The organism is Pedobacter sp. (genome assembly GCF_965227205.1).
Lineage (GTDB): Bacteria > Bacteroidota > Bacteroidia > Sphingobacteriales > Sphingobacteriaceae > Pedobacter.
This window is the reverse complement of record NZ_OZ245727.1, coordinates 4,410,618-4,437,515: the sequence shown is the minus strand read 5'-3', so window position 1 is coordinate 4,437,515 and position 26,898 is coordinate 4,410,618. Positions and strand designations below refer to the sequence as shown.

Below are 26,898 nucleotides of genomic sequence, written 5' to 3'. Positions count from 1 at the left end.
GGATGATAATGCAAAAGTACCTAATTTTTAGCTTAAGAAACGATTAGCATATTTCTTACCTGCTGTAATTCTCCGTTTTGAAGTCGGGCGTAGTAAACACCTGGAGCGTAATGCTGGTTTTCGAAATTGATATTATAAGTGCCTTCATCTTTAACGGCATCTACAACGGTAGCCATTAATTTGCCCATCGTGTTAAACACTTGTATTAAAACATGACCGCCCTTTGAAGTGTATTTTATGGTTGTAGTTGTAGTAAAAGGATTTGGGTAATTACTGATTAAACTCTCACCACTTAAATGATTGGTTTGCGCCAAACTGGTAGACATACAATTTGTACCGGGTTGAATAAGTGGCAGCGGCTGGAAATCTTTTAACATTACGCTTGATAAGGTAGATTTATCTACACAAAACCATTTTTCTAATAATGTAGCGTACACCGAACGGAAATCATACTGCATCGGAATGTTATCATTAACCGATGTAGTTGCCGAAATGGTTGGATTTTTACCCAAAACACCACCTTGAATAGCATCGCCAAAAACAATTAACGGGGCTGCTGCACCATGGTCGGTTCCATTACTTGCATTTGATTTTATTCTCCGCCCAAATTCTGAGAAAGTCATTCCGGCAACTCTTTTTGATGCGCCCAAACCTTTTAAATCATCCATAAAAGCCTTAATTGCATCGCTAACTCTTTGTAGCAAAACTGCATGGGTTCCGGTTTCGGTAGAGCCAGTATTTACTTGTGCGGCATGTGTATCAAAAGAACCAATATTTACCATGTACAAGCGGGTTTTTAATCCTCCGGCAACTAATCTTGCTACAACCTTAAGCTGATCGGCAAGTGAATTATTGGTTGGATAGGCACCTTGTTTTGTTACTTTGCCCGCAGCAGTTTTTATTACAGATGCATATTGTTGCGTTTGCTGAGAAACCTGGCGAATGTATGTTAACTCTTTACCTGCGTTTGTATTTGGTGCGGGAGATTGAATCCCGTTTATTAAATTGTAGAAATTAACAGGATCGGAAATGGCCATACCCATATTAACCGATGGTCCCTGAAAAGCAGGAGAAATAAAAGAGCCAATTTGAATAGCAAGCGGATCGGGCATCACCGTATTTGGATAACCAATTGGGAAATTTGAATATTCTTCGCTTAAGTACCTTCCTGCCCAACCACTTTCTATTGTTTGGTCAGAATCTGATGCAGAAAGCCAAATATCTGTTGCCCTGAAATGACTGAAATTTGGCTGCGGATAACCAACCGATTGAATGACCTGAACTTTTCCATCATCATACAAACCAGCCAAACCAGACATGGATGGATGAATTCCGGTATTGTAGCCCGAAAGCTTAATAATTTTATTTTTCGGAAGGATAATATTCGGGCGAGCCAGCGTAAGATTATCGTATTGATCTAAAGGCAGAATCATATTCAAACCATCGTTACCACCATTTAACTGGATGATAACCAAAACGTGATCGGTTTCCTGATTGGCGGCTGTAATTGCCGATAACAAACTCGATGCACCAAATGCCTTTAATGAAAATCCTCCTATTAAAGATGGAAGCACCACACCTGCAGGCATTGCCTTTGTTAAAAATTCCCGCCTTTTCATGATAGTTGATACTCTTCAAGGTTCATAATGTATTTATAAAACTCCTGTAAACGGGTTTGTACAATTGCCGTTTTCGCTGTTGTTGGGGCAGCTTTATAATCGAGCCAGGCGGTTGTCCAATAAGCATCAGTAACCTGATTGCTCAGTAATATGCTCTTCAAAAACTTTTTTACTTCGGCACTTACATCAATTGTATAAAGATGGCCTAAAGCTTCATCAACCAAAACATTTGGATCTTCGGGTTTGCTGAATTTTGCGGTGTAAGCAATTGGGTCAATCACTATTTTCTTTCCGTTACGCGTATAACCCGAACTAATAAATCTATCGGTAAAAACATTACGCTTTGGTAGCGTATCCGAATTTATCCAAAGTTCATAAAATTGAGGTATTTGATAATATGCAGGCCAACCAGAAACATTGGGTGGGTCTGCTAAATTTTGCTGAAGATTTGAAGCTGTACTGCGTAAATAATCGCTCATGTAGTAAACGTTTACATAGTCGCTCGCATCAGGAAATACAATCTCAAATTCCCTTGCCAAGCCAACTACAAAATCTACGGGTGCTTTAATATTACAAGAACGGTTTTGAGCTAAGAAGAAATGATTGCTGGTAAATAAAACCTTTAACACGGGCTTTATTTCGTAATTGGCATTTCTAAATATTTCTGCAAGTGGCGTAATAAAATTTGCTTCAACATCAGCAGTAATATCATAATAAACAAAAAATCGATACAATCTTCTACAGATGTATTTACTTACCTCTACCTGCGCAAAAATCATATCAAGCAAATCATCTACTTCCTTTGCACCATCTACACCAGCCCTGCCTTTAATTAGTTTATTTCCATAAAATGATGAAAATTGTTTATCGGTAACATCGTGCCTGGTTGTATTAAAAACAGAAATGATATTTGTACTGTCCAAAGTGTAACCCGTTAATAATCGGGCGGCAGCTTTAACATCTGCTTCTGTATATTTAGAATCTGGTCCTTTTCCTAAAGTGAAAAGTTCCTGCAGTTCTCTGGCGTAATTTTCATCGGGGGCAGTTCTTGTGCTTGCATATCCATTTAAATACCGAACCATTGCAGGATCAATAGTTACTTGCTTTGTTAATGTTTTGAAATTGCCTAATGAGAGGCTGCGAAGTAAAGCGTTATGCTTAAAAATGTATCTGGCATCATCAACTGTATCTGCTTCTGTAGCAAAGTGGTTATGCCAAAATAAAGTTAATTTTTCTCTGATAGATATTGGTTGATTAAGCATTTGCGTAACCCACCAAGATTTAAACGAGGAAACCCTGCGACTATTTGCCGTACCATCGGTGTAAAGTGCATTTACCCATGTTTGTCCGGCAGGGACATTAGCATCTGTATAATTGGTATCGTTGTAATTATTTACAGGTGGATTTGGGATCGGTAAATCTCTCAAAAGAAAATCAACAACCTGAGAAACAGATTGACCAACAAGAGAATTTATATCACTTCTTTTCGCACCAAATAACGTACGCTTTAGTAAATGATTTAGTTCTTTCGCTCCGAAATTTCCTGAGTAAACGTCTATTGCCATAAAATAACTAAAGGGGATTAGAATAAAATTAAAAAATATATCCTTGATTTCCAGTTATTTTACACGAAATGTCAAAATTTAGTTACCAAACTTGAATTTACCAACGGATAAGCGCACTTGCCCAGGTAAAGCCAGAGCCAAAAGCGGCTAAACAAACTAAATCTCCATCTTTAATTTTACCTGCTTCCCAAGCTTCACATAGTGCTATCGGAACTGAAGCCGCCGTAGTATTTCCGTATTTTTGAATGTTGTTAAAAACCTGATCATCATTTAAGCCAAGCAATTGTTGAACGTATTGACTAATGCGCAAATTTGCCTGGTGCGGAACCAACATATCAATATCTTTCTCGGTTAAATCATTAGCTGCCAAAGCTTCTTTAATTACCTCCGGAAATTTAACAACAGCTTTCTTAAAAACCGATGGACCGTCCATATATGGTAGTGCAGCACCACTTTCTAAAATTTCTGGTGTCATAAACAATCCGCCTAATTCCTGCTCGGGGAAAGCAGGTTTATCCTTCATCCATTTATTAGCATGTGACCCTGGATAATACATTGCTAAAATTTCAGCATCAGCACCATCGCTATGTAAATGTGTACTTAAAATTCCTTTTCCGGCTTCATCAGTTGGTTGCAAAACCACGGCTCCTGCCCCATCACCAAAAATTACAGAAACATTTCTGCTTCTGGTTTCGAAATCCATAGCAAAAGAATGCTTCTCGCTGCCAACTACTAAAACATTTTTATACATACCGGTTTTCACAAACTGATCGGCTACAGAAAGTGCATAAACAAATCCCGAACACTGGTTGCGAATATCTAAAGCACCGATTTCGCCCATTCCCATTTCGCGTTGCAGCAAGACACCACAACCCGGAAAATAATAATCAGGACTTAATGTAGCAAATACAATAAAATCAACATCTTTTGCAGTAATACCAGCTCTTTCTATAGCAATTTTCGCGGCCTCGATGCCCATCGTTGTAGTCGTTTCCTCATTCCTATCTGCAAAACGACGTTCTTTAATACCCGTTCTTTCCTGAATCCATTCATCACTGGTTTCCATGAAACGGCTTAAATCATTATTTGTATATATATTTTTAGGAACGTAGTAACCTATTCCTGCAATTTTAGATTGGTGCATATTTTAATATTTGGTTAACAAATGTATTAAAAGGGATGAAAGATGTATGATATTTGATGGTAAATGTAAGGGATAAGATGGTAAATTTAGGACGGAAAATTCAACAAAGCACCTTATTCTTTAATTCAATCCATCATCCATTTTACATATTACATCTTCCCATAAAAGTATTACATCTTCCATAAAAATAGTTATTTTTGCCGAATGTCTACAGAAACAAAAGAAGAGACCTTTACGCTCGAAGAAATTTTAACTTCCTTAAAAACTGTACATCGTTTAATTTTATGGAATGATGATGTAAATACTTTCGACCATGTAATTTATTGCATGATGAAGTATTTAGATTATAACGAATCGCAAGCGGAAAAAATTGCCTGGAAAGTACATAATGATGGTAAATGCCCTGTTTTAGAAGGTTCTTTTACCGAAATGGAAGTTTACAGAAAAATTTTACAACAAGAAGGATTAACTGTTTCTGTTGATTAATCAATTCGTCATGCTGAACTAGTTTCAGCATCTCTATACGAACTGACTCTGAAATAAGTTTATTTATTTAATCCTTTTAAAACCTCTATCAATTCTGCCTGTGTAGTTAAGGTTTTATCTTTAGCATACCATCCGTGAAGTTTTTCAGCTAAGATTGTCATTTCAGTTGTTTCGTTTTTCCACTCTTTTAAAAGTGTTTGCAAAACTTGCGGTCTTGGTGCCCAGGTTGCTAAAACTTTATCAGCGTTTTCGTTTAAAATAATTAAAACCGGAATTGCTCTACCGCCGTTAGTTAAATGCGCATCAATTAAAGGCAAGTTTTTATCTCGTAAAACAAACTTCAGGTCTATTTTACCTAAAGATGCTGTTGCAATTTTATTAAATACCGGAACAATTTGAGCCGCATCGCCGCACCAACCTTCAGTAATTACCAAAAACTTATAATTTTCTTTTAGGCTTTCTATTACAGAAGTAAATTCTTCAGTTAAACTAACTGTTTTATCAACTCTGCTCATGCGTTGCACATTCATTTTAGTGTAGTGCAAATCGTAAGTAACATCGCCAGTAGCTTTTCCCTCTAACAGAAGTTGATCTACCAACGCTCTGTAAGTTTGATAATCCATGCCTTGTGTGCTGAAAATTTCGCTGTAGTTAACCATGATGTTTACAATTTTATGCCGCAAAGGAAAGGAGAAATTGGAATAAATTAATCATTGCTTTGCAAGAAAATAGCAGGGATTTATTGAAGTTGCTTTCAATTTAAACCCGATTGGAATGAATCCCGATATTAAAAATCGGGAGAAATGGAAAGCGGGAAGGCTGAATCCTAAAAGTAGAGGAACCTGCTTTTCAAAGGAAAAAACTAAGCTTCCATTAATTTACTTACATGTTGTGTTAAAGCTACAAAATCGGCAACGGTTAACTGTTCAGCTCGTTTTTCAAAATATATATGGTCGTCCATTTTATCTTTTGGCATTACAGCCGAAACTGCGTTACGCAATGTTTTTCTACGTTGATTAAAACCTGCCTTAACCACACGCCAAAACAGTTTTTCATCGCAATCTAAAGTTTCAATTTCATTCCTTGTTAAGCGAATAACAGCCGAATGCACTTTTGGAGGTGGATTAAAAGTACCTGGTTTTACCGTAAACAAGTACTCTATTTTATAATAAGCTTGAAGAAAAACACTTAAAATACCGTAATCTTTAGTTCCTGCAGGCGAAGCACAACGTTGTGCAACTTCTTTCTGAAACATTCCAACCATTTCTACAACCTTATGGCGGTTATCTAAAATTTTAAATAAAATCTGTGATGAAATATTGTAAGGGAAGTTCCCGATTATGGCGAACTGATTAGGAAAAATATCATCGAAATTTAGTTTTAAAAAATCTCCGTTTATTAATCTATCTCCTAATTGTGGATATTTCTCATTCAGAAAGTGATACGATTCTGTGTCGATATCAATCAAATACGTTTGCAAATCCTCACGTTGAAGCAAAAAATCAGATAAAATTCCCATTCCCGGACCAACTTCCAAAACCTGATTGTATTTATCGGTACTGATTAAACTTTCTACAATGCGGTTTGCAATGCCTTTATCGGTTAAAAAATGCTGACCTAAATGTTTTTTTGCTTTTACTAAACTCATCGCTACAATTTCGTTTGCCACGGAAGCACTGAAAACACAGAATTAATTTGGAAAGAGGCACTTTCTATTTTCTGTGTAAGTTGTATTTCTGTGGAGAGATATATTCTACAAAATAACTAATTTTTATTCGGTAAGCGCCTGTTTAAACGAAAATCAGTAATTTGCGCTAAAATTTTCCAGTAATTATGAGCAATAAACTTAAAATTGGCATTAGTATAGGCGACGTGAACGGCATAGGTTTAGAGGTAATTATTAAAACATTATCTAATCCTGCAATTTTAAATTATTGTACACCAATTGTTTACGGCCATACAAAGGTTTCATCTTTCCACAGAAAGGCGAATAACCTTGGCGATTTTAGTTTCAATGTAATTAATCATGCAAATCAGGCGCAGGTAAAGAAAGCGAATATGATTAATTGCTGGGAAGAAGATGTTAAAATAGAACTTGGGCAGGTTACAGAAACTGGCGGAAAATATGCACTATTATCTTTAGAAAGGGCAACTGCTGATTTAGTAAGTGGCGATATTGATGCACTTGTAACCGCTCCGATTAATAAACATAATATTCAATCAGAAACCTTTTCATTTCCCGGTCATACCGAATATTTGCAAGAAAAAAGCGGAAGTAAAGATGTATTAATGTTTTTAGTGAGCGAAGGTTTACGCGTTGGCGTTGTTACCGGACATATTCCAGTAAAGGATGTACCAACAGCGATTACTAAAGAGAAAATCATCAACAAAATCCGTTTAATAAACGAAAGTTTAAAGAAAGATTTCTGGATTGAAAAACCAAAAATTGCTGTTTTGGGTCTAAATCCACACGCTAGTGATAATGGTTTGCTTGGTGCAGAAGAAGCCGAAATTATTACACCAGCAATTCAGGAAGCTTACGATAAAGGCATTATGTGCTTCGGCCCATACCCTGCCGATGGTTTCTTCGGTAACGGCAGCTATAAAAAATTTGACGCTGTTTTAGCGATGTACCACGACCAAGGTCTAATTCCGTTTAAAACTCTTGCCTTTAGCAATGGTGTAAATTACACGGCAGGTTTAAACTTTGTGCGAACTTCTCCAGATCATGGAACGGGTTACGATATTGCAGGCAAAGATTTAGCAGATTCAACATCATTTACAGAAGCGTTATTTGCGGCGATTCACATTGTAAAAAACCGCAGAGAGCAAGAAGAAATGTTAAGCAACCAGCTTAGAACAGGCGGTAAAGTTGTTGAAACGCAGTTCGATATTAAAGATGATGCTTCATAAAGCTATTTTTTTAGAAAAGCTGTTTCAGTTTTTCATCGGTTTCGGTAGTCCTGCTATTCGTTTCTCTCGATGAAAAATCGGGATCCACTTCTATCAGGTTTATTTTTGTTAAAATTGTGTTTCAAATTCAAACATAATGAGCAAAATCTCTCCAATAATAAAACCCGAAGATTTAACCTGGTTAAACTTCGATGAAGAAATTGTAATTATCGATGCAAGTGCAGGTTCACAAGCCAGATACAACGAAAATCATTTAGTTGGGGCAATTTTCGCAAATGTTAATGAAGATTTAGCCAATATTGGAAATTTTGCAGATGGTGGTCGCCATCCACTGCCTAGCTTTGAGCAATTCTCTAAGGTTTTGCAAAAATTGGGTATTACGAAACATACCCACGTTATTGTTTACGATGATAAAAACGGCGGCAACGCAGCTGCCAGACTTTGGTGGATGCTTAAATCAATCGGGCATGAAAAAGCACAGGTAATCGACGGAGGTTTTCAGGCGGCCGTTAAATCGGGTTTCCCAACCACTAATAAAATAGAAACTCCAAAATCTGTAGGTGAATATGAAATAAATACATGGAATCTGCCTTTATCAAATATTGAGGAAGTTGAAAAGGTTGCTAAATCCGAAGAATATATTCTAATTGATGTTCGCGATGCAAATAGATTTAATGGTTTAACAGAACCTATTGATACGATTGCAGGACACATTCCGGGTGCAATTAACATTCCTTTTACAGAGAATTTGGATGAAGAAGGTCGCTTTTTAGCGCCAGAAGTTTTAAATAAAAAATACACTTCGGCACTTTCTAGTGTTACTGCAGAAAACGTTATTGTTCATTGCGGCTCAGGTATTACAGCTTGCCATACTTTGTTAGCAATGGATTATGCAGGCTTAACCATTCCGAAACTTTATGTTGGCTCTTGGAGCGAGTGGAGCAGAAACAATAAGAAAATGGTTTTGGCTAATGGTTAGTGTTTCTTACACAGGCTAAAGTTATTTAAACCCGATTAATGTGGAAATACTTTTGGCTTACCAAACTTACGAAGTCTGTAAGTATGCCCAGAAGATACTTCGTAAGTTTCGCCAAAAGATTGAAACGAAAGCGGGACTTTCGGAACCGACAGAGCGAAGAAATTGATTTTCAAAAAATTATTAAACGGTAATTATTCTTTAATTGAGGATTTGGATGTTAACAATTTTTAAAAAACATTTTTTATCTAACTATTTTATCCATACATTTGCAGGCTAAAATTTTACAGTACTTTGAACCCGCTAAAACAATTTTCTGTACCGTTTACCGGATTAAAATTGGGAAGCCATCATTTTGAATATGAGCTTGATGACACCTTTTTTGGTGCTTTTGAGTATTCGATGATTAATAGCGGAACTTTAAAAGTTAACATGGAACTTGAGAAACAAGAAACCATGTTGCTATTAAAATTTAAAGTTATTGGTACTGTTAATTTAGATTGCGATAAATGCTTATCGGAATTTGCTTTACCAATTAATTTGTACGAAAGACAAATTGTAAAGTTTGCAGAAGATGAACTTGAAAGCGATGATGAAGAGATTATTTCATTAAGCAGAAAAGAAACATCTATTGATATATCGAAACCGTTATACGAAATGATTAACGTTGCGGTACCTTATATTAAAAACTGTGAGCAAAGTGGTAAAGATTGCGACCAGGAAATGATTTCTAGATTAGAAAACCTTTCTATTGATAAGCAGAACGAAGAAAAAGAACAAAATAGCGACCCACGTTGGGAAGCACTTAATAAGTTAAAAAAATAATTAGATTATACACCAATGGCACATCCAAAACGGAAAATCTCGAAACAGAGAAAAAATAAAAGAAGAACGCACTATAAAGCTGAGCTTCCTTCTTTAGCAACTTGCGCAACTACAGGTGCTATCCACGTACCTCACCGTGCATATAACGTTGATGGTAACCTATACTATAACGGTAAATTGGTTATCGAAAATACTCAAATCGGGTAATTTTCTTAAAAAATTGTTTGTGTTTTCAGCGGCTTTAGTCATACCTTAGTCAACTGAAAAATTCAGGATTTAACCTGAACTAACACAAACAGATTTTTTCTATGAAAATAGGCCTCGACATAATGGGCGGAGACTATGCTCCCAAAGCCGTAGTTTTGGGAGCAATAGCAGCTCATCAATCGCTAAACGCTGGAGAGCATCTTGTTCTTATCGGCGATACCGAACAGATTAAACCAATTCTTGCAGAAGAAGGATTTAATCCAGATCATTTTGAATACGTTCATACTGATGAAGTAATTGGTATGGGCGAACATCCCACAAAAGCAATTGTTCAGAAACCAAACTCGAGCATAGCAGTTGGTTTTAACCTTTTAAAAGAAGGTAAAATCGATTCGTTTGCGAGTGCAGGTAACTCTGGTGCTATGCTGGTTGGCGCTGTTTTTAGCGTAAAAACCATTCCGGGCATTATCCGCCCATGCTTATGCACAATACTTCCAAAAATTAAAGGCGGCACTGGTTTATTACTAGATGTTGGTGCTAATGCCGATTGCAAACCTGATATCTTACTTCAATTTGGTGTTTTAGGTAGTTTATATGCAGAAAATTTATTGCAAATAGATAACCCAAAAGTTGCTTTAATGAACATTGGCGAAGAAGATGAAAAAGGCAATATGCTAAGCATGGCTACTTTTCCGTTAATGAAAGATACCAACTTATTTAATTTCGTGGGCAATGTTGAAGGAAGAGATTTATTCAATGATAAAGCTGATGTAATTGTTTGCGATGGTTTTACAGGAAATGTAATGCTTAAATTAGCAGAATCATTTTATGTAATGACAGTTAAAAAAGGATTGAAAGATGAATTTTTCGATCGTTTTAACTACGAACAATATGGCGGAAGCCCTGTTTTGGGAGTAAATGCACCTGTTGTTATTGGTCATGGCATTTCAAGTCCGTTGGCTGTTAAAAACATGGTACTTCAATCAAGAGAAATGATTACGACCGGTTTAGTGGAAAAAATTAGAACGGCATTTAAATAATTTATTAAATTTTTTAAAATGAGTAAAATTCACGCTGCTATAACGGCAGTTAATGGTTACGTTCCTGACTATGTGCTTACAAACGCAGAGTTAGAAACCATGGTTGATACTTCGGATGAATGGATTACCAGCAGAACAGGAATTAAAGAACGTAGAATTTTAAAAGGCGAAGGTTTAGGAACATCAGATATGGCTGTACATGCCGTAAATGGTTTACTTGAAAAACGTGGTATTGATGCAAAGGAAATTGAATTAATTATTTTTTGCACCACTACTCCCGATTTTACTTTCCCTGCTACTGCAAACGTTTTGGCAGATAAGGTTGGCGCTACAAACGCTTGGGGTTACGATTTACAGGCAGCTTGTTCTGGCTTTATTTTCGGACTTTCTACAGGTGCTTCTTTTATCGAATCGGGCAGACATAAAAAAGTTTTAGTTGTCGGTGGCGATAAAATGTCATCAATTATTAATTACGAAGATCGTACAACTTGTATCATTTTTGGTGATGGTTGTGGTTGTGCTTTACTTGAGCCTAATGAAGAAGGTTTGGGTATTCAGGATTCTATTTTAAGAACTGATGGTTCTGGAAGAGATTTCTTAGGTATGAAAGCCGGAGGTTCTGTAAGACCTGCGACTCACGAAAGTATTGATGCAAGAGAACATTTTGCACACCAGGAAGGGCCAACAGTATTTAAATTTGCTGTAACAAATATGGCTGATGTGGCTGCCGAGATTATGGAGCGTAATAGCCTTACACCTGATGATGTAGCCTGGTTAGTACCACACCAAGCAAATAAACGTATTATTGATGCTACCGCTAGCCGCATGGGTGTTACTACTGAAAAAGTAATGATTAACATTGAGCGTTACGGCAATACAACTAACGGAACAATTCCATTATGTTTATGGGAATGGGAAAGCAAACTTAAAAAAGGCGACAATATTGTATTGGCTGCTTTTGGTGGTGGTTTTACCTGGGGTTCAGTTTACCTTAAATGGGCATACAATAGTTAGTTGGTTTTTTAGTTGGTTAGGATTTCACATCATACCCGAAAAACTAAAAACCAAAAAACTAAACGACAAAGAATAAAACAAAAAAAGTATAACTTAGTTAATTCAATAACACTATTTTTTACAATAAAAGCTTAAAAAATGGATATCAAACAAATACAGGAACTTATTAAATTTGTTTCTCGTTCTGGTGTAAATGAAGTTGCAATCGAGCAAGAAAACTTCAAGATTACAATTAAAACAAACCAAGCGCCTACTGTTGTGCATGCAACTGTACCACAAGCACCACTTGTACAGGCTGCAGCTCCGGTTGCTACAGCTCCTACTGCACCAGTTGCGGCTACTCCAGCTGTTCCGGTAGCAGAAGATACTTCTAAGTATATTACAATTAAATCTCCAATGATTGGTACTTTCTATCGTTCATCTAGTCCAGACAAACCTATGTTTGTTAATGTTGGTGATGAAATTGGTACTGGTAAAGTTGTTTGTATTATAGAAGCAATGAAGCTTTTCAACGAAATTGAAAGTGAAGTTTCTGGTCGTATCGTAAAAATCTTAGTTGATAATGCATCTCCTGTAGAATACGATCAACCGTTATTTTTAGTAGAACCTATCTAATTAGCGAATTAATCAATTAGCCAATTAGCTAATTTAAAAATTATGTTTAAAAAAATACTAATTGCCAACAGGGGAGAAATTGCCTTGCGTATTATCCGTACCTGTAAAGAAATGGGCATTAAAACGGTTGCTGTTTACTCTACCGCCGATCGCGAAAGTTTACACGTACGTTTCGCTGATGAGGCTGTTTGTATTGGACCTCCTCCAAGTAAAGATTCTTATTTAAATATTCCAAATATTATCTCGGCTGCCGAATTAACAAACGCCGATGCTATCCACCCAGGTTATGGTTTTTTATCTGAGAACGCTAAGTTTTCAAATATTTGCCGTGAATATGGCATCAAATTTATTGGTGCAACACCTGAGCAGATTAACGACATGGGCGACAAAGCTTCGGCTAAGGAAACCATGAAAAAAGCAGGTGTTCCTACTATTCCAGGTTCTGATGGTTTATTAACCAGCGTTAAGGAAGGTATCGCAATTGCAAATGAAATGGGCTACCCTGTTATACTTAAAGCAACTGCCGGTGGTGGTGGCCGTGGTATGCGTGTAGTTTGGAAAGATGAAGATTTTGAAAATGCATGGGATAGTGCTCGTCAGGAATCCGGTGCTGCTTTTGGTAACGATGGTTTATATTTAGAAAAATATATTGAAGATCCACGTCACATTGAAATTCAGGTTATTGGAGATCAGTTTGGTATGGCTTGCCATTTATCAGAGCGTGATTGTTCAATTCAACGTCGTCACCAAAAATTAGTTGAAGAATCTCCTTCTCCATTTATGACGGATGAACTTCGTGTTAGAATGGGTGAGGCTGCAATTAAAGGTGCACAGGCTGTAAATTATGAAGGTGCCGGAACAATCGAATTTTTGGTTGATAAACACCGTAACTTCTACTTTATGGAGATGAATACCCGTATTCAGGTTGAGCATCCGGTTACAGAAGAAGTAATTGAATTTGATTTAATTAAAGAGCAAATTAAAGTTGCAGCTGGAATTCCAATTTCAGGTAAAAATTATTTCCCTCGCTTGCATGCAATTGAATGCCGTATTAATGCAGAAGACCCGGCAAATAATTTCCGTCCATCACCAGGAAAAATTACAAATTTCCATTCTCCTGGTGGTCATGGTGTACGTGTAGATACGCATGTTTACGCAGGTTATCAAATTCCGCCTAACTACGATTCGATGATTGCGAAGCTTATTTGTGTAGCTCAAACTCGCGAAGAAGCTATTTGCACAATGGAAAGAGCTTTAGGCGAATTCGTAATTGAAGGGATTAAAACTACAATTCCTTTCCATTTACAATTGATGAAAGACCCTAACTTTAGAGCAGGAAATTTCACTACAAAATTCATGGAAACATTCGAATTTTCGGAATAAGATTAAATTATATTCTTTTTAAGAAGGCTGTTCAAAATAATTTGAACAGCCTTTTTCTTTTATTGTGAAATCTACTTTTCTCTCATTAGATGACGAAAGTTTTGACTTTAATCAAATTAACTACATAACATTCAATACCTTGTAGCGTTTCAGGCATCGCTTACGTTTGCTTTAAAAAACCTAACAACCATGAAAAAATTTCTACTTAACGGACTTATTGCGATACTCGCTATTACGGTATTTACCCAATGCAAAAAAAATGATGGTGATGAATTAAAACTCATTCAAATTAGCAAACTGATTACTGTTGATGCTATGAGGGCACTTCCAGTTGGCCTTACAAAAGCTACACCAGTTAAGCAGCCCGGAAAAATATATATCTACAATGATTATTTATTTATTAACGAGCCAAATAAGGGCATACACATTTACAACAATGCTAATCCAAATGCCCCGGTTAACTTGGCCTTTTTACAAATTCCCGGCAATGTAGACCTTGCTATAAGTAATAACGTTTTGTATGCAGATAGTTATGTAGATTTATTGGCTTTCGATATCACCTCAGTAACCAGCATTAAACAAATAAAAAGATTACCAGATGTTTTTAAACAGTTTTATGCATTAGGCTACAGCAATCAAAAGTATGTAGTTACTTATAAAGATACTTTAGTAAGACAAAGTACTAATAAAACCGGATGGGCAAATGATATAGCAGCCTATTCAAGTTCGGCAACAAGTAGCTCATCAGGACAAGGTGGCTCAATGGCAAGATTCACTTTATTAAATGATCATCTGTACACTGTTGGAACAATGGATTTGAGTTTGTTTGATGTTAAAGCGCCAGCAAACCCAACATTTATAAAATCAATAAATTTAGGTTGGGGCGTAGAAACCATCTTCCCTTACGATAATAAATTATTCATTGGAACAAATACAGGAATGCACATTTTCAGCGCAGCTGACGCAGCAAATCCTATAAAATTATCTACGTATAGCCATGTATTTGCTTGCGACCCAGTAGTTGTACAAGGAAAATATGCTTTCGTAACATTACGTACAGGTAATTTTTGCAGACAGGCAGTCAATCAGTTAGAAGTTGTGGATATAGAAGACCCGACAAAACCGAAACAAGTTGCTGTTTTCCCGATGCAAAGCCCACATGGTTTAAGTGTTAGTGGTAATAATTTATTTCTTTGTGAAGGCGAATATGGAATTAAAAGCTTTAACATCACCAATAAAGCAGAAATCGGAAAAAACATGTTACAGCACATAAATAACATTAAAAGCTATGATGTTATTGCCGGACCAAAATCTTTAATCGTTACCGGAGCTGATGGAGTTTATCAGTTTGCCTACTTTAATCCCATTAACATGAGACAATTAAGTTTAATCAGAGTTGATAAATCAGCATCGTTATAAATTAATGAGATTAGCGCTTTCATTTTTAAAGCTATTTCTCACAATAATATAAACTATTCCTATATTTAACACGTAAATACCATTCTATTCAATTAGAATGGTATTTTTGTTTTCAACATGAGCAACACTAGAGAAAAATCATCACTTACCAAAGCTATCGGGCAGCGCAGTACAACACTTGAGGCAGAAATGTCTTTTTTCGATCATCTTGATGTATTGCGTAAGCATTTAATTAGAGCCGTTATTGCAATTGCCGTATTTACAGGTATTGCCTTTTATTTTAACGAAGAAATTCTTGACAAGGTAATTTTTGGCCCTAAAAAACCTGATTTCTGGACATATAGAATGATGTGTAAATTGGTAGATATGTTTCCATCTCTTGGGAAAGATATGTGTATCACCAAAATCAATGGCGAAATCATAAATACAGAAATGGCAGGGCAATTTAACTTGCAGTTAAATGTTTGCGTAATGTGTGGTATTGTTGTTGGTTTCCCCTATTTACTTTGGGAAATCTGGAGATTTATTAAGCCGGCATTACATGAAAACGAACGCAAATCGGCAAGTGGCTTTGTATTTTTCGCATCAGTATTGTTTATTATCGGTATCCTTTTCGGGTATTTTATTGTTTGCCCACTTTCTGTAAACTTCTTAACAGGATATACTGTTAGTGCAGAAATTAAAAACACTTTTACTGTCGATTCTTATCTTTCTTCTGTTGCTACATTAACATTAGGAACAGGTATAATTTTCGAATTGCCAATCATCATTTTTATCTTATCGAAACTCGGATTAATGACTCCGAAACTAATGCGTTCGAGCAGAAGGTATGCTGCAGTAATTATTTTAATTATTTCGGCAATTGTTACGCCAACACCAGATATTATGACGATGTTGATTGTAGCAACGCCACTATTCTTGCTTTACGAATTAAGTATTTTTGTTTCAGCATTTATCGAAAGAAAGAAGAAAAAAGCAGATGCAGCGTTCTATGCTAACTAACAAAAACATTACGAATACATTTCACAATTCTCTATAAATTTGGCCATGTCTGATACGAAAATCAAAATTGCCATTGGCGCCGACCACGCTGGTTTTGAATATAAAGAAATCTTAAAAACTTATCTTATGGATTATGAGGTTGAGGATTTCGGCACACATTCTTTAGATTCAGTAGATTATCCTGATTTTGCGCATCCAGTAGCTTCTGCTGTAGAAAGCGGAGCATTTACTTATGGCATTTTGCTTTGTGGCTCCGCAAATGGAGTTGCAATAACAGCAAATAAACATCAGGGTATACGTGCTGGATTATGCTGGGAAAACGAGGTAGCATCTTTAGTAAGAAAACATAATAATGCAAACGTTTTATGCATTCCGGCAAGATTCGTATCAGAAGAACTTGCCAAAGAGATTACAACTACCTTTTTAAATACTGAATTTGAAGGAGGCCGTCATCAAAACAGGGTTGATAAAGTATCCTGTTAAATTTAACTATCAACTAACTTTTATTAAAAAATGAATAAAAAATTTTTAACCCTTAGCTTGGCATCACTACTAAGTGTTGGATGCTACGCTCAAGTAAAGGAGCTTAAAAAAAACAAAGATGCAGTAACATTCAGTAAGGCTATTAACCCTACAAATGCTTATAAACATCTTTCTATTTTAGCTTCTGATGAATTTGAAGGTAGAGAAACTGGAAAAAAAGGTGCATGGATGGCTGCAGATTACATCCGTGATTACTTTAAATCGATCGGCTTAAAAGGTCCGGTTGATGGAAGTTACTTTCAAAAAATAGACTTAGCAAATTATTCTATAACCCAAAGTTCGTTAACCATTAATGGCCAACCGAAACAACTTTATACTGATTACCTGATTACAAGTAACGCTGTTGGTTTAAATGGTTTTACTTTTAGTGCTGATGATTTGGTTTTTGCAGGTTACGGAATAAATAAAGATGGCTATAACGATTTTGAAGGTTTAAATCTTGAAGGAAAAGTTGTAGTTATTTTTGGAAGTGGTGACCCAACCGCCAAACCTGAAGATAAGCAAGATAGAAGAACAATGATGATGGCAAGAGCTAGAAAAGTTGCTTTTATAACAAAGGCTAATGCAAAGGCTGTAATCATTATCGATCCTTCTTTAGATAACAGAGCGGAACAGCTTAAGGCAATTTATGGCGAAGGTCAGCCGGTAATGAAATCTCCGGAAGTTGTAGAGCGTATGAAAAGCCAAAATCCTTTTACTACAATTAGTGTAAATACTGCAACTGCAAATGAGATTTTAAAGGCTGCAAATACATCTGTAGAAGCGATTCAAAAAAAGATTGCTCAAACAAAAAAACCAGCATCTCAAACTATTAATGTTGCAATTTCTGCAAGTGCAACAAAATCTGAAGTCGCGGTTAGGGCTGAGAATGTTTTAGGTTTCTTAGAAGGTTCTGACCCGAAATTGAAAAAAGAAGTTTTGGTTTTAACAGGACATTATGACCATATTGGTTTAGTTGCTGATCCAAATGCAAAAGATAAGGTAAATAACGGTGCAGATGATGATGGCTCAGGAACAACAGGTGTTTTGTTAATGGCAAAAGCATTTACTGATGCAAAAAAAGCAGGTAAAGGTCCAAAACGTAGCATTTTATTTATGACTGTTGTTGGTGAAGAAAAAGGACTTTGGGGTTCTGATTGGTATTCATCACACCCTGTATTTCCTGTTGAAAACACTATCGCAAACTTAAACACTGATATGATTGGTCGTACAGGTGAGCTTTATTTAAACACACCAGATTCAGCAAATTATATTTACTCAGTTGGCTCAAACATGCTTAGCAGCGAACTAGGAAAACTGAGCGAGCAAGTAAATGCCACTTATACAAAAATGAAATTAGACTATAAATACGATGATCCTAATGATACAGATCGCATTTATTATCGTTCAGACCATTACAATTTTGCAAAATTAGGTATTCCAATTATTTTCTATTATGATGGAATGTTGGAGCAAGATTACCACCAACCTGGAGATGAAGTTAGCAAAATCAACTTCCCTCTTTTATCGAAAAGAGCACAATTGACTTATTTTACGGCTTGGGAATTGGCCAACCAACCTAAACGTCCTGCAGTTGATAGAGACGGAAAAGGAAATCCAAAGAATTAATAAATATTTTTAGAATTAGCCCCGACATTTCAATTGGGGCTTTTTTATGCACATTACTTTTCGTGCCTGCTTAAATTCTTATCTTTGATTTATGATCAAAACTGCCGAGGAATTTTTAGAGAAGTCTGATGAGAAAGCTTTCGATTTACCGCATCGTAAAACCATAAATTATAACATTGGTAAATACAATACGGCTGTCGAACGTGGCTTATCAAAATTCGAAAACCTCGAAGCATCAAAAAAGAAAGCGCATGTTGTAAAATGGCGTGTGATGGAAAATTTAGATAAATTCTTACCAGAATTTGAATCGAATTTCCAACGCAGAGGTGGAAAAGTGATTTGGGCGAATGATGCAGCTGAAGCGCAACAGGAAATTCTAAACATCATTAAAAGAAACAACGGTAAAACAGTTATCAAGTCTAAATCGATGACAACCGAAGAAATTCATTTGAATGATTTTCTGGAAAGCAATCAAATCGAATCTTTAGAAAGTGATTTAGGCGAATACATTGTTCAGTTACTAGGGCAAGCGCCATATCACATCGTTACGCCTGCAATGCACCTAAGTGCAACTGATATTGCTAAACTATTTCATGATAAATTCGGGACACCGATTGATGCTACACCACCGCAACTGGTTCAAAAAGCAAGAGAATTACTTCGCGATAAATATTTGAATGCTGATATCGGCATTAGTGGTGGAAACTTTTTAATTGCGGATACAGGCAGCATTGCCATTACAGAGAACGAGGGGAATGCTCGTTTGAGCACCACATTTCCAAAAATCCACATTGCAATCGTAGGTATCGAAAAAATCATTCCATCGATGGCTGATTTGGATTTGTTTTGGCCTTTGCTGGCATCACACGGAACGGGACAAAATTTAACGGTTTACAATACGATTTTGAGTGGACCTCGCCAACCAAACGAAACAGACGGGCCAGAAGAAATGTACGTTATCCTTTTAGATAACGGACGTACAAATTTATTAGCTCAAAAAGATCAGCGACAAGGTTTATATTGCATCCGTTGTGGCGCATGCTTAAATGCTTGTCCGGTTTACAAAAACATTGGCGGGCATACTTATAATACGACCTACAGTGGGCCTATTGGTTCGGTAATTACGCCGCATTTAAAAGGTATGGAAGAGTTTAAACACTTAAGTTATGCTTCGAGTTTGTGCGGAAAATGTTCGGAAGTTTGCCCAGTAAAAATCGATATTCATAAAATGTTGTTGCTTAACCGCAGAGATGCAGCGGCAACACACGAAAATGGTAAAGTTGAAGAAATGGGTTGGGGAATGTTTAACCGAATGATGCAGAAACGTAAATGGATGGATTTCTTCGGAGGAAAATTTAAAAACTTTATGCTCAAAACATTCTTCAAAAAAAGCTGGGGAAAATATAGAGAAATGCCAAAAGTGGCCGATAAATCTTTTGCAAAGCAATGGGAGGATCTGAAAAAGAATAAAGATTCTTAAATTTATCCAACAAAAAACCAAATATGCAATTTAACCGAGGTGATAAAGACAACGCATTCCTACTAAATTTATATAAACGTTTACTTTATCCTCGAATGGTTGAGGATAAAATGCTTAAACTTTTACGCCAAGGCAGAATTGGCAAATGGTTTTCGGGCATTGGACAAGAAGCCATTGCTGTAGGTTCTACCTTAGCCATGCAAAGCGATGAGTACATTTTGCCTATGCATCGTAATCTTGGCGTTTTTACTTCTCGTGATATTTCTTTGAAAAAGCTGATGGCGCAGTGGCAAGGAAAAGCGACTGGATTTACCAAAGGCCGCGACCGCTCTTTCCACTTTGGTACGCAAGACTATAAAATTATCGGGATGATTTCTCACCTCGGTCCGCAAATGGCATTGGCCGATGGTATAGCTTTGGCTGATGTTCTGGCTAGCAAACAAAAAGCAACCTTGGTTTACACGGGCGAAGGAGCAACAAGCGAAGGCGATTTTCATGAAGCGGTCAATGTTGCAGCGGTTTGGAATTTACCCGTGATTTTTCTTATTGAGAATAATGGTTACGGATTATCAACCCCAAAATCAGAGCAGTTTAGATGCAAGAATTTAGTTGATAAAGCGATTGGTTACGGCATAGAAGGCAGGCAAATTGATGGAAATAATATTCTGGAAGTTTACGATACCATTAATCAACTGGCTAATGAAATTCGTAAAGACCCACGCCCAATTTTACTGGAATGTTTAACATTTAGAATGCGTGGACATGAAGAAGCATCGGGTACAAAATATGTTCCTCAAGAATTATTTGATGAATGGGAAAAGAAAGATCCATTGAGCAATTATGGAAATTACCTGATTGAACAAGGAATTTTAACAGCCGATTCAATCATCGATATAAAAGCAAGAATTAAAAAAGATATTGAACTAGAAGTTGAAGAAGCATTTGAAGAACCTGAACCAGAAGTAAGTTCAACTCAAGAGGAAAGTGATATGTATTTCCCTTATGAGCAAAAGGTAATCGAACCAAATCAACCTTCAACAGAAAAAAGATATTTAGATGCGATAACAGATGCTTTGGATTTGGCAATGCAGAAATATCCAAATCTGGTTTTAATGGGACAAGATATTGCCGATTATGGTGGCGCATTTAAAATTACTGATGGTTTTACAGCTAAATATGGCAAAGGTAGAGTTCGCAATACCCCAATTTGCGAGTCGGCAATTGTAGGTTCAGGTTTAGGTTTATCGATAAATGGTTATAAAGCTGTTGTAGAAATGCAGTTTGCAGATTTTGTGACCGTTGGTTTTAACCAGATTGTAAATAATCTTGCTAAAACGCATTATCGCTGGGGAGAAAAAGCCGATGTTGTAGTGCGCATGCCTACAGGCGCAGGAACCGGCGCAGGACCTTTTCACTCGCAAAGTAACGAGGCATGGTTTACCAAAACTCCAGGTTTGAAAATTGTTTATCCAGCTTTTCCGCAGGATGCAAAGGGTTTACTTTTAGCTGCCATTGAAGACCCGAATCCAGTTATTTATTTCGAACACAAATATTTATACAGAAGTTTAACCGCTCCTATTCCTGACGGTTATTATACCACCGAAATTGGCAAAGCAGTTACACTGAAAACAGGTAGTAAATTTGCTATCATCACTTACGGACTAGGCGTTCATTGGGCGTTGGATTACCTGAAAAACAATCCTGAAAGTGACACAACATTAATTGATTTGCGCACCTTACAGCCTTGGGATAAGGAAACGGTTCGTGAAGCTGTAAAAGCAACTGGCCGAGTTTTAATCTTGCATGAAGATACATTAACCAATGGTTTTGGTGCAGAAATTTCAGCATGGATTGGCGAACATTGTTTCCAATATTTGGATGCGCCCGTATTACGTTGCGCCAGTTTAGACACGGCAATCCCGATGAATAAAGCATTAGAAGATGAGTTTTTAGCAAAGGCGAGGTTAGCGGAAACGATTGAAAAATTATTAAAATATTAAGGATGGTTAATTGTAATAATTGCATGAATTGGTTAATTGTTGCACAACCAGTTTAACAATTAACCGCTTAACCAATTCAAAACAGTTACACAATACAATGAGCAATTTTAAAATCCAGGGAAACATAGTTGATATCGCAAACCGAAACATTTTCTTTGGTGAAGTTGAGGTAGAAGATGGCAAAATTAGGTCCATTAATCAAATTTCTGAAACCAAAAGTGATGCTCATTTTATCCTCCCAGGATTTATTGATAGCCATGTTCATATAGAAAGTAGCATGCTGATTCCGAGCGAATTTGCGAGGTTAGCCGTTGTGCATGGAACGGTTGCAACCATCAGCGACCCACACGAAATTGCCAATGTTTGCGGCATGGAGGGCGTTGAATTTATGATTGAAAACGGCAATACCGTTCCATTCAAATTCAATTTTGGTGCGCCAAGCTGTGTGCCTGCAACAATTTTTGAAACCGCTGGTGCTGAATTAAATCATGATGATGTTCGAGCACTTCTAGAACGCCCTGAAATAAAATACCTGAGTGAAATGATGAATTTCCCTGGTGTACTTTACAAAGATGAGGAAGTTTTAAAAAAGATTGCAGCAGCGCACGAATTAGGTAAACCAGTTGATGGTCACGCCCCAGGTTTACGCGGCGATGCCGTGCAGCAATACATTGACGCTGGTATTTCTACAGACCACGAATGTTTCACAGAAGAAGAAGCTTTAGATAAATTGCAACGTGGAATGAAAATTTTAATTCGCGAGGGAAGTGCTGCCAAAAATTTCGAAGCTTTAATTGATTTATTAAAAGATTGGCCAGAGATGATGATGTTTTGCAGCGATGATAAACATCCTGATAGCTTGATCGAAAGTCATATTAACGAACTTTGCGCAAGAGCTGTAGCTAAAGGCATCGATGTTTTCAACGTTTTACAAGCGGCTTGCATCAACCCAATTCTTCATTATAAATTAGATGTTGGCGCATTACAAATTGGCGATTACGCCGATTTCATCGTTGCCGAAGATTTATTAAATTTCAAAATAAAGCAAACTTATATTGATGGTGTTTTACTTTCAGAAAATGGCAAAACTGTTGGAGATTGGATAAAACATAATCCCGATAAAGAATCTGTAAACCACTTCGATTGCAGCTTTAAAAAGATTGAAGACTTTGTTTATCCATTTCAAAACCAGCAAGAAATTCCTGTAATTGAAGCTTTAGATGGACAATTAATTACCAATAAATTGTTTTTTTCTCCAAAGGTTGAGAACGGAAATGTAGTTAGCGATTTAGAAAATGATGTATTGAAAATGGTGGTGGTAAACCGTTATCACGATGCACCAATTGCGATTTCTTTTGTTAAGAATTTCGGCATGAAACATGGTGCAATTGCATCGAGCGTTGCACATGATAGTCATAACATTATTGCGGTTGGCGTTGATGATAAAAGCATTTGCGATGCCGTTAATTTGGTCATAAAAGAAACTGGTGGTGTAGTAGCTTTAGGCAATGGGAAAGAAGAAGTTTTGCCACTGCCAGTTGCTGGTTTAATGAGCAACCATAACGGTTACGAAGTTGCCGAACGCTATACTTCAATTGATAAGTTTGCCAAAGATTTGGGTTCCACTTTGGTCGCCCCTTTTATGACGCTTTCTTTTATGGCATTGTTGGTTATACCGCATTTAAAGTTGAGTGATAAAGGCTTGTTTGACGGAGATAAGTTTGAGTTTTTATAAAATTCGCGTCATTGCGAGGCACGAAGCAATCTTAATGCTTTGGGTGTTATAGCGAACGTTGTAGGATTGCTTCGTTCCTCGCAATGACGGCCGTCCTAGAATTTATTTTTCTTCTCCATGTCATCCTGAGCTTGTCGAAGGACTTTTTTAATCTGAATCAAGGCGTTTCGACAAGCTCAACGTGACAATGTATTATAATCAACTAATCAAAACCTCAGCCAGTGGATTGAAAAGATACACTCTTTTATCATCTAAGCATACACAACGGTAACGTTTTCTAATTCTTTCCCCTTTGGTAAAACGACGGCCGTCTTTAATTTTGAAAACAGTATTTACAGGCAATTGTTCGAGGTGTAAAGTTTCAGTTTTATCAGAATCGTACTTTTTTAAAGCTCTTGATAAATGCAAATCAGAACAGCTCGAAGCCGCTGGATTTGACATATAATTATCAATCGCTTTGTGGATATCATCAGGAAAAATATTCATTTCAAAAAATGGAACCATCATCCGTTGGAAGTTTTTCTTCCACTCTCCGCCATGTGGTTTCACTTTATTTTTAAAATCGTTCCAGGTTAAAAGATGTGCAAATTCGTGTACAGTTGTAACCAAAAAAGCGTAATGGTTAAGGTTAAAGTTTACAGAAATTCGGTGACCTTTATCGCGAAATGGATGGCGGTAATCGCCCAGTTTGGTAGAACGGGTTTTAGCGATTTTGAATTCGCATTGAAAATAATCTATCCACTTTGCAATTAGCGGCGCAGCCTCAGCAGGCATGTATTGCGCTAAAACATTAACTTTCTCCACGATGGCTAAGATAATTATTTTTAATAATTTAACCACAGAGGATACTAAGTTTTACTTATGAGAAACATTGTTTTAAACACCATGCATTTCCATCCCGTCATTGCGAGGCACGAAGCAATCTTTCTCCTAGATTTTTATAACTGCCGTATTAAGATTGCTTCGTGCCTCGCAATGACGACGGTATCTAAAACCCTATTCCTCAGTTGGAAACAACGACGCCAACACCAGCTTAATCTCTCCGAAAGAATAATCCTTGCCTAAAAAATCTCTGATTGTAGCCATCGATTTTGTTTTCTGACTTTCTACTGCATCGCTAATATTTCTGATTTTGTTAGGCTTAACCAATTTAGTAACATCAATTTGCTGAGTAGAAACATAATAAGCCAAGTGCCCCTCTATGGTAGTAACAGAAAAACCACGTTCTTTTGCAATTTCAGCTAAGCTTTTTCCCTGCTCATAAAGTTCGAAACTGATGAGTTTAGTATCAACTTTGGGCTCTTTCTTCTTTTTCTCTACTGCCGATTTCACTTTTAGCGCAACACCTTTCAGCTGAATGGCTTTTTGCAACTGTTTATCACGCTCGCTGGCATTCAATAGAGCATCTGTATCGGCTTTGCTAAACTCTTTACCATCTATCATGGCTTGCAACAGCGCCTTACTTTTGTGCATTTTCTTTAATTGCTCGTAAACCAGAATTTCCAATTCAAGCAATTCGGTTAAGTAAGTTTTGATTTGTTTTTCATCCTTTATAGCTTCAATATGCGTCAAAAGCTTATCAGAAATATCTTTAACCAAGGGATTAAAATATTTTAAAGCCGCGGCAACTCGTTTCAAAACATTAAATAAAGTATGTTCGGTTTGTGTGGCAAATAAGTTTTTAAGCTGATTGATAAAAGTATCTGCCGTTGCAGTAATTTTCTGAAAATCACGGTAAAGCTCCATCGTCCAATCATCGTAATGTTGCTTGGTCGATTTTTCCCCTTTATCAAAAGTTTGAACATGCTCTTTCATGTAATAACGAACCAAATTCAAGTCAAAAGCAGCCAATAAATAGGTTCTAATGAAATCGTAACTCTCGAAACTAATCTGCTGATTCAGGACATCAGACGGTTGTTTGGTGCTCGAAAAATAATGGATATTTGGATCTTGCTGCAAACCAGTTTCACGCAAATGCGATGTTAAAACCAAACCTTTTAACGAGCGTAAACGCGAAAGCGCAACGTAAGCTTGTCCAGGTGCAAAAGCATCGCCAATATCAATAATCGCCTTATCGAAAGTTAAACCCTGGCTTTTATGAACCGTAATTGCCCAGGCTAATTTTATTGGATATTGAACAAATGAACCTGCAACATTTTCCGAAATCTCGTTTGTGGCTTCATTTAATTTGTACTTAACGTTTTCCCAAGTGTAAGGCGAAATTTGGATAACCACTTTATCATCTGGCAATTCAATTTCTATAATGTCTTTTTCAATATGATGGACAACGCCGATTTTGCCATTGTAATAGCGCTTTTCAGCAGTCATATCATTTTTAATGAACATAACCTGAGCCCCAACCTTTAATTCTAAGCTTTTATCATTAGGGAAAGAAAACTCGTTAAATTCTCCTGTAACCTTAGCATCAAAGAAGTAAGATTTAGTTTTAAGTTGTGTTAACCTTTCTCGGTTTATTGTATCTGCTTTATTATTATGCGTGGTTAAAGTGATGTAATTTTCATCTGCAGCAGGTTTAAAATCTTGCTTAAAATGTTGGCGAAGCAGAGCTGTGTCTTCTGCGGTAATTTGGTTATTTCGCAGGTTGTTCAGTAAATCAATAAATACGGCATCATCCTGACGGTAAATTTTATCTAGCTCGATATAAATTGGCGGGTTATTTTGTAGCGCCAAAGCATCGAAGAAATAAATACTCTTGTAAAAACCTGCCATTACCCGCCATTCATCATTTTTTACAACTGGTGGTAACTGATGCAAATCGCCAATAAAAAGTAACTGAACCCCACCAAACGGAACATTTCTATTTCTACGAATGTAACGAAGTGAAAAATCTATGGCATCGAGCATATCGGCACGGAGCATACTTACTTCATCAATTACCAACAATTCAAGTTCCTGAATCATACGCCTTTTGTTGCCCTGCATATTCAAATGCTTCACAATTGTACGTGGTGTATTAAAGTTGAAAGTGATGTTTTGGTTGATAATATTTGCCGCAGCATCAGGAAAAAACGCACCAAAAGGCAACTGAAAAAGCGAATGAATGGTTACCCCAGAAGCATTGATTGCAGCAATACCTGTTGGTGCACAAATCATTGCTTTTTTATGCGTAAGCTGAATTAACTTGCGCAAAAAAGTAGTTTTACCAGTTCCAGCTTTCCCTGTTAAAAAAACATGTTTCGAGGTATAATTAACAAATTTTGCCGCAATTTCTGCGGGCATAGAAGTTTCTTCTAATTCTGGCATTTCAATATAAGAGCGCTTGAGTAAACAAATGGTGGGATAATTTAAAATTAGCCAATATTT

At 36.8% G+C, this 26,898-nt stretch carries 23 protein-coding genes; 16 read left to right on the top strand and 7 right to left on the bottom strand.

Annotated features, from left to right (window positions below):
- Positions 1-32: 32 nt before the first annotated feature.
- From ACO05K_RS19235 to ACO05K_RS19225, 3 genes are all read right to left on the bottom strand, one after another.
- The gene (locus ACO05K_RS19235; protein WP_421946022.1) at positions 33-1,619 is read right to left on the bottom strand and encodes a DUF1501 domain-containing protein; all 1,587 of its coding nucleotides are present in this window, start codon (positions 1,617-1,619) and stop codon (positions 33-35) included.
- Complete coding sequence (locus ACO05K_RS19230; RefSeq protein WP_421946021.1) at positions 1,616-3,184, bottom strand: DUF1800 domain-containing protein; 1,569 nt, start codon at positions 3,182-3,184, stop codon at positions 1,616-1,618. Before ACO05K_RS19230 ends, ACO05K_RS19235 begins: the two co-directional genes overlap by 4 nt.
- 97 nt (positions 3,185-3,281) lie before the next feature.
- Positions 3,282-4,328: a 3-oxoacyl-ACP synthase III family protein gene (locus tag ACO05K_RS19225; RefSeq protein ID WP_421946020.1), complete on the bottom strand. Its 1,047-nt coding sequence runs from the start codon at positions 4,326-4,328 to the stop codon at positions 3,282-3,284.
- 204 nt (positions 4,329-4,532) lie between these two features.
- On the opposite strand from ACO05K_RS19225, the gene ACO05K_RS19220 reads away from it, so the two are divergent.
- On the top strand, positions 4,533-4,814 hold the full coding sequence (locus ACO05K_RS19220; RefSeq protein WP_010599054.1) for an ATP-dependent Clp protease adaptor ClpS: 282 nt from the start codon (positions 4,533-4,535) through the stop codon (positions 4,812-4,814).
- Positions 4,815-4,873: 59 nt separating this feature from the next.
- Here ACO05K_RS19220 and ACO05K_RS19215 read toward each other — a convergent pair whose 3' ends face one another.
- Together ACO05K_RS19215 and rsmA are read right to left on the bottom strand one after the other, a co-directional pair.
- Positions 4,874-5,473 (bottom strand): thioredoxin family protein, encoded by a 600-nt coding sequence (locus ACO05K_RS19215; protein ID WP_421946019.1) that lies wholly within the window; start codon positions 5,471-5,473, stop codon positions 4,874-4,876.
- Positions 5,474-5,676: 203 nt separating this feature from the next.
- Positions 5,677-6,462 (bottom strand): 16S rRNA (adenine(1518)-N(6)/adenine(1519)-N(6))-dimethyltransferase RsmA, encoded by a 786-nt coding sequence (gene rsmA, locus ACO05K_RS19210; RefSeq protein ID WP_421946018.1) that lies wholly within the window; start codon positions 6,460-6,462, stop codon positions 5,677-5,679.
- 185 nt (positions 6,463-6,647) lie between these two features.
- On the opposite strand from rsmA, the gene pdxA reads away from it, so the two are divergent.
- The 15 genes from pdxA (at position 6,648) to ade (ending at position 23,574) form a co-directional block, all read left to right on the top strand.
- The gene (pdxA, locus tag ACO05K_RS19205) at positions 6,648-7,727 is read left to right on the top strand and encodes a 4-hydroxythreonine-4-phosphate dehydrogenase PdxA (RefSeq protein WP_421946017.1); all 1,080 of its coding nucleotides are present in this window, start codon (positions 6,648-6,650) and stop codon (positions 7,725-7,727) included.
- 136 nt (positions 7,728-7,863) lie between these two features.
- Positions 7,864-8,706: a sulfurtransferase gene (locus ACO05K_RS19200; RefSeq protein WP_421946016.1), complete on the top strand. Its 843-nt coding sequence runs from the start codon at positions 7,864-7,866 to the stop codon at positions 8,704-8,706.
- 291 nt (positions 8,707-8,997) lie between these two features.
- Positions 8,998-9,528, top strand: a complete 531-nt coding sequence (locus ACO05K_RS19195) for a YceD family protein (protein WP_421946015.1) — start codon at positions 8,998-9,000, stop codon at positions 9,526-9,528.
- Between the two features lie 15 nt (positions 9,529-9,543).
- On the top strand, positions 9,544-9,735 hold the full coding sequence (gene rpmF / locus ACO05K_RS19190; protein ID WP_231460361.1) for a 50S ribosomal protein L32: 192 nt from the start codon (positions 9,544-9,546) through the stop codon (positions 9,733-9,735).
- 101 nt (positions 9,736-9,836) lie between these two features.
- Entirely contained in the window at positions 9,837-10,775 is a 939-nt protein-coding gene (gene plsX, locus ACO05K_RS19185) for a phosphate acyltransferase PlsX (protein WP_421946014.1), read from the top strand.
- An 18-nt stretch (positions 10,776-10,793) separates the two neighbouring features.
- Positions 10,794-11,789, top strand: a complete 996-nt coding sequence (locus ACO05K_RS19180) for a beta-ketoacyl-ACP synthase III (protein ID WP_421946013.1) — start codon at positions 10,794-10,796, stop codon at positions 11,787-11,789.
- 138 nt (positions 11,790-11,927) lie between these two features.
- Positions 11,928-12,404 carry an acetyl-CoA carboxylase biotin carboxyl carrier protein gene (accB, locus tag ACO05K_RS19175; protein WP_421946012.1) on the top strand — a complete coding sequence of 159 codons (477 nt, stop codon included), beginning with the start codon at positions 11,928-11,930 and terminating at the stop codon, positions 12,402-12,404.
- A 42-nt stretch (positions 12,405-12,446) separates the two neighbouring features.
- Positions 12,447-13,787 (top strand): acetyl-CoA carboxylase biotin carboxylase subunit, encoded by a 1,341-nt coding sequence (accC, locus tag ACO05K_RS19170; protein ID WP_421946011.1) that lies wholly within the window; start codon positions 12,447-12,449, stop codon positions 13,785-13,787.
- Positions 13,788-13,976: 189 nt separating this feature from the next.
- Positions 13,977-15,206: an LVIVD repeat-containing protein gene (locus tag ACO05K_RS19165; protein WP_421946010.1), complete on the top strand. Its 1,230-nt coding sequence runs from the start codon at positions 13,977-13,979 to the stop codon at positions 15,204-15,206.
- A 117-nt stretch (positions 15,207-15,323) separates the two neighbouring features.
- Positions 15,324-16,208: a twin-arginine translocase subunit TatC gene (tatC, locus tag ACO05K_RS19160; RefSeq protein ID WP_421946009.1), complete on the top strand. Its 885-nt coding sequence runs from the start codon at positions 15,324-15,326 to the stop codon at positions 16,206-16,208.
- 45 nt (positions 16,209-16,253) lie between these two features.
- A complete protein-coding gene (rpiB, locus tag ACO05K_RS19155) occupies positions 16,254-16,691 on the top strand; it encodes a ribose 5-phosphate isomerase B (protein WP_421946008.1) in 438 nt (145 codons plus the stop codon).
- A 30-nt stretch (positions 16,692-16,721) separates the two neighbouring features.
- A complete protein-coding gene (locus ACO05K_RS19150) occupies positions 16,722-18,359 on the top strand; it encodes a M28 family peptidase (protein WP_421946007.1) in 1,638 nt (545 codons plus the stop codon).
- A 91-nt stretch (positions 18,360-18,450) separates the two neighbouring features.
- On the top strand, positions 18,451-19,839 hold the full coding sequence (locus ACO05K_RS19145; protein ID WP_421946006.1) for a LutB/LldF family L-lactate oxidation iron-sulfur protein: 1,389 nt from the start codon (positions 18,451-18,453) through the stop codon (positions 19,837-19,839).
- A gap of 23 nt (positions 19,840-19,862) precedes the next feature.
- A complete protein-coding gene (locus ACO05K_RS19140) occupies positions 19,863-21,839 on the top strand; it encodes an alpha-ketoacid dehydrogenase subunit alpha/beta (protein ID WP_421946005.1) in 1,977 nt (658 codons plus the stop codon).
- 97 nt (positions 21,840-21,936) lie between these two features.
- Complete coding sequence (ade, locus tag ACO05K_RS19135; protein WP_421946004.1) at positions 21,937-23,574, top strand: adenine deaminase; 1,638 nt, start codon at positions 21,937-21,939, stop codon at positions 23,572-23,574.
- Between the two features lie 198 nt (positions 23,575-23,772).
- On the opposite strand, the gene ACO05K_RS19130 is transcribed toward ade, so the two are convergent.
- Together ACO05K_RS19130 and ACO05K_RS19125 are read right to left on the bottom strand one after the other, a co-directional pair.
- Positions 23,773-24,378: a SprT-like domain-containing protein gene (locus ACO05K_RS19130; protein ID WP_421946312.1), complete on the bottom strand. Its 606-nt coding sequence runs from the start codon at positions 24,376-24,378 to the stop codon at positions 23,773-23,775.
- 192 nt (positions 24,379-24,570) lie between these two features.
- A complete protein-coding gene (locus ACO05K_RS19125) occupies positions 24,571-26,838 on the bottom strand; it encodes a helix-turn-helix domain-containing protein (RefSeq protein ID WP_421946003.1) in 2,268 nt (755 codons plus the stop codon).
- Between the last annotated feature and the right edge of the window lie 60 nt (positions 26,839-26,898).

What these genes read in the sequence shown, in the direction of transcription:
- ACO05K_RS19180 (WP_421946013.1), top strand. Translation starts at nt 10,794, where the DNA reads ATGAGTAAAATTCACGCTGCTATAACGGCAGTTAATGGTTACGTTCCT.
- ACO05K_RS19125 (WP_421946003.1), bottom strand. Translation starts at nt 26,838, where the DNA reads ATGCCAGAATTAGAAGAAACTTCTATGCCCGCAGAAATTGCGGCAAAA.
- pdxA (WP_421946017.1), top strand. Translation starts at nt 6,648, where the DNA reads ATGAGCAATAAACTTAAAATTGGCATTAGTATAGGCGACGTGAACGGC.
- plsX (WP_421946014.1), top strand. Translation starts at nt 9,837, where the DNA reads ATGAAAATAGGCCTCGACATAATGGGCGGAGACTATGCTCCCAAAGCC.
- ACO05K_RS19140 (WP_421946005.1), top strand. Translation starts at nt 19,863, where the DNA reads ATGCAATTTAACCGAGGTGATAAAGACAACGCATTCCTACTAAATTTA.
- rsmA (WP_421946018.1), bottom strand. Translation starts at nt 6,462, where the DNA reads ATGAGTTTAGTAAAAGCAAAAAAACATTTAGGTCAGCATTTTTTAACC.
- ACO05K_RS19230 (WP_421946021.1), bottom strand. Translation starts at nt 3,184, where the DNA reads ATGGCAATAGACGTTTACTCAGGAAATTTCGGAGCGAAAGAACTAAAT.
- ade (WP_421946004.1), top strand. Translation starts at nt 21,937, where the DNA reads ATGAGCAATTTTAAAATCCAGGGAAACATAGTTGATATCGCAAACCGA.
- tatC (WP_421946009.1), top strand. Translation starts at nt 15,324, where the DNA reads ATGAGCAACACTAGAGAAAAATCATCACTTACCAAAGCTATCGGGCAG.
- accB (WP_421946012.1), top strand. Translation starts at nt 11,928, where the DNA reads ATGGATATCAAACAAATACAGGAACTTATTAAATTTGTTTCTCGTTCT.
- ACO05K_RS19145 (WP_421946006.1), top strand. Translation starts at nt 18,451, where the DNA reads ATGATCAAAACTGCCGAGGAATTTTTAGAGAAGTCTGATGAGAAAGCT.
- ACO05K_RS19225 (WP_421946020.1), bottom strand. Translation starts at nt 4,328, where the DNA reads ATGCACCAATCTAAAATTGCAGGAATAGGTTACTACGTTCCTAAAAAT.
- ACO05K_RS19150 (WP_421946007.1), top strand. Translation starts at nt 16,722, where the DNA reads ATGAATAAAAAATTTTTAACCCTTAGCTTGGCATCACTACTAAGTGTT.
- ACO05K_RS19200 (WP_421946016.1), top strand. Translation starts at nt 7,864, where the DNA reads ATGAGCAAAATCTCTCCAATAATAAAACCCGAAGATTTAACCTGGTTA.
- rpmF (WP_231460361.1), top strand. Translation starts at nt 9,544, where the DNA reads ATGGCACATCCAAAACGGAAAATCTCGAAACAGAGAAAAAATAAAAGA.
- ACO05K_RS19215 (WP_421946019.1), bottom strand. Translation starts at nt 5,473, where the DNA reads ATGGTTAACTACAGCGAAATTTTCAGCACACAAGGCATGGATTATCAA.
- ACO05K_RS19220 (WP_010599054.1), top strand. Translation starts at nt 4,533, where the DNA reads ATGTCTACAGAAACAAAAGAAGAGACCTTTACGCTCGAAGAAATTTTA.
- ACO05K_RS19165 (WP_421946010.1), top strand. Translation starts at nt 13,977, where the DNA reads ATGAAAAAATTTCTACTTAACGGACTTATTGCGATACTCGCTATTACG.
- ACO05K_RS19235 (WP_421946022.1), bottom strand. Translation starts at nt 1,619, where the DNA reads ATGAAAAGGCGGGAATTTTTAACAAAGGCAATGCCTGCAGGTGTGGTG.
- rpiB (WP_421946008.1), top strand. Translation starts at nt 16,254, where the DNA reads ATGTCTGATACGAAAATCAAAATTGCCATTGGCGCCGACCACGCTGGT.
- accC (WP_421946011.1), top strand. Translation starts at nt 12,447, where the DNA reads ATGTTTAAAAAAATACTAATTGCCAACAGGGGAGAAATTGCCTTGCGT.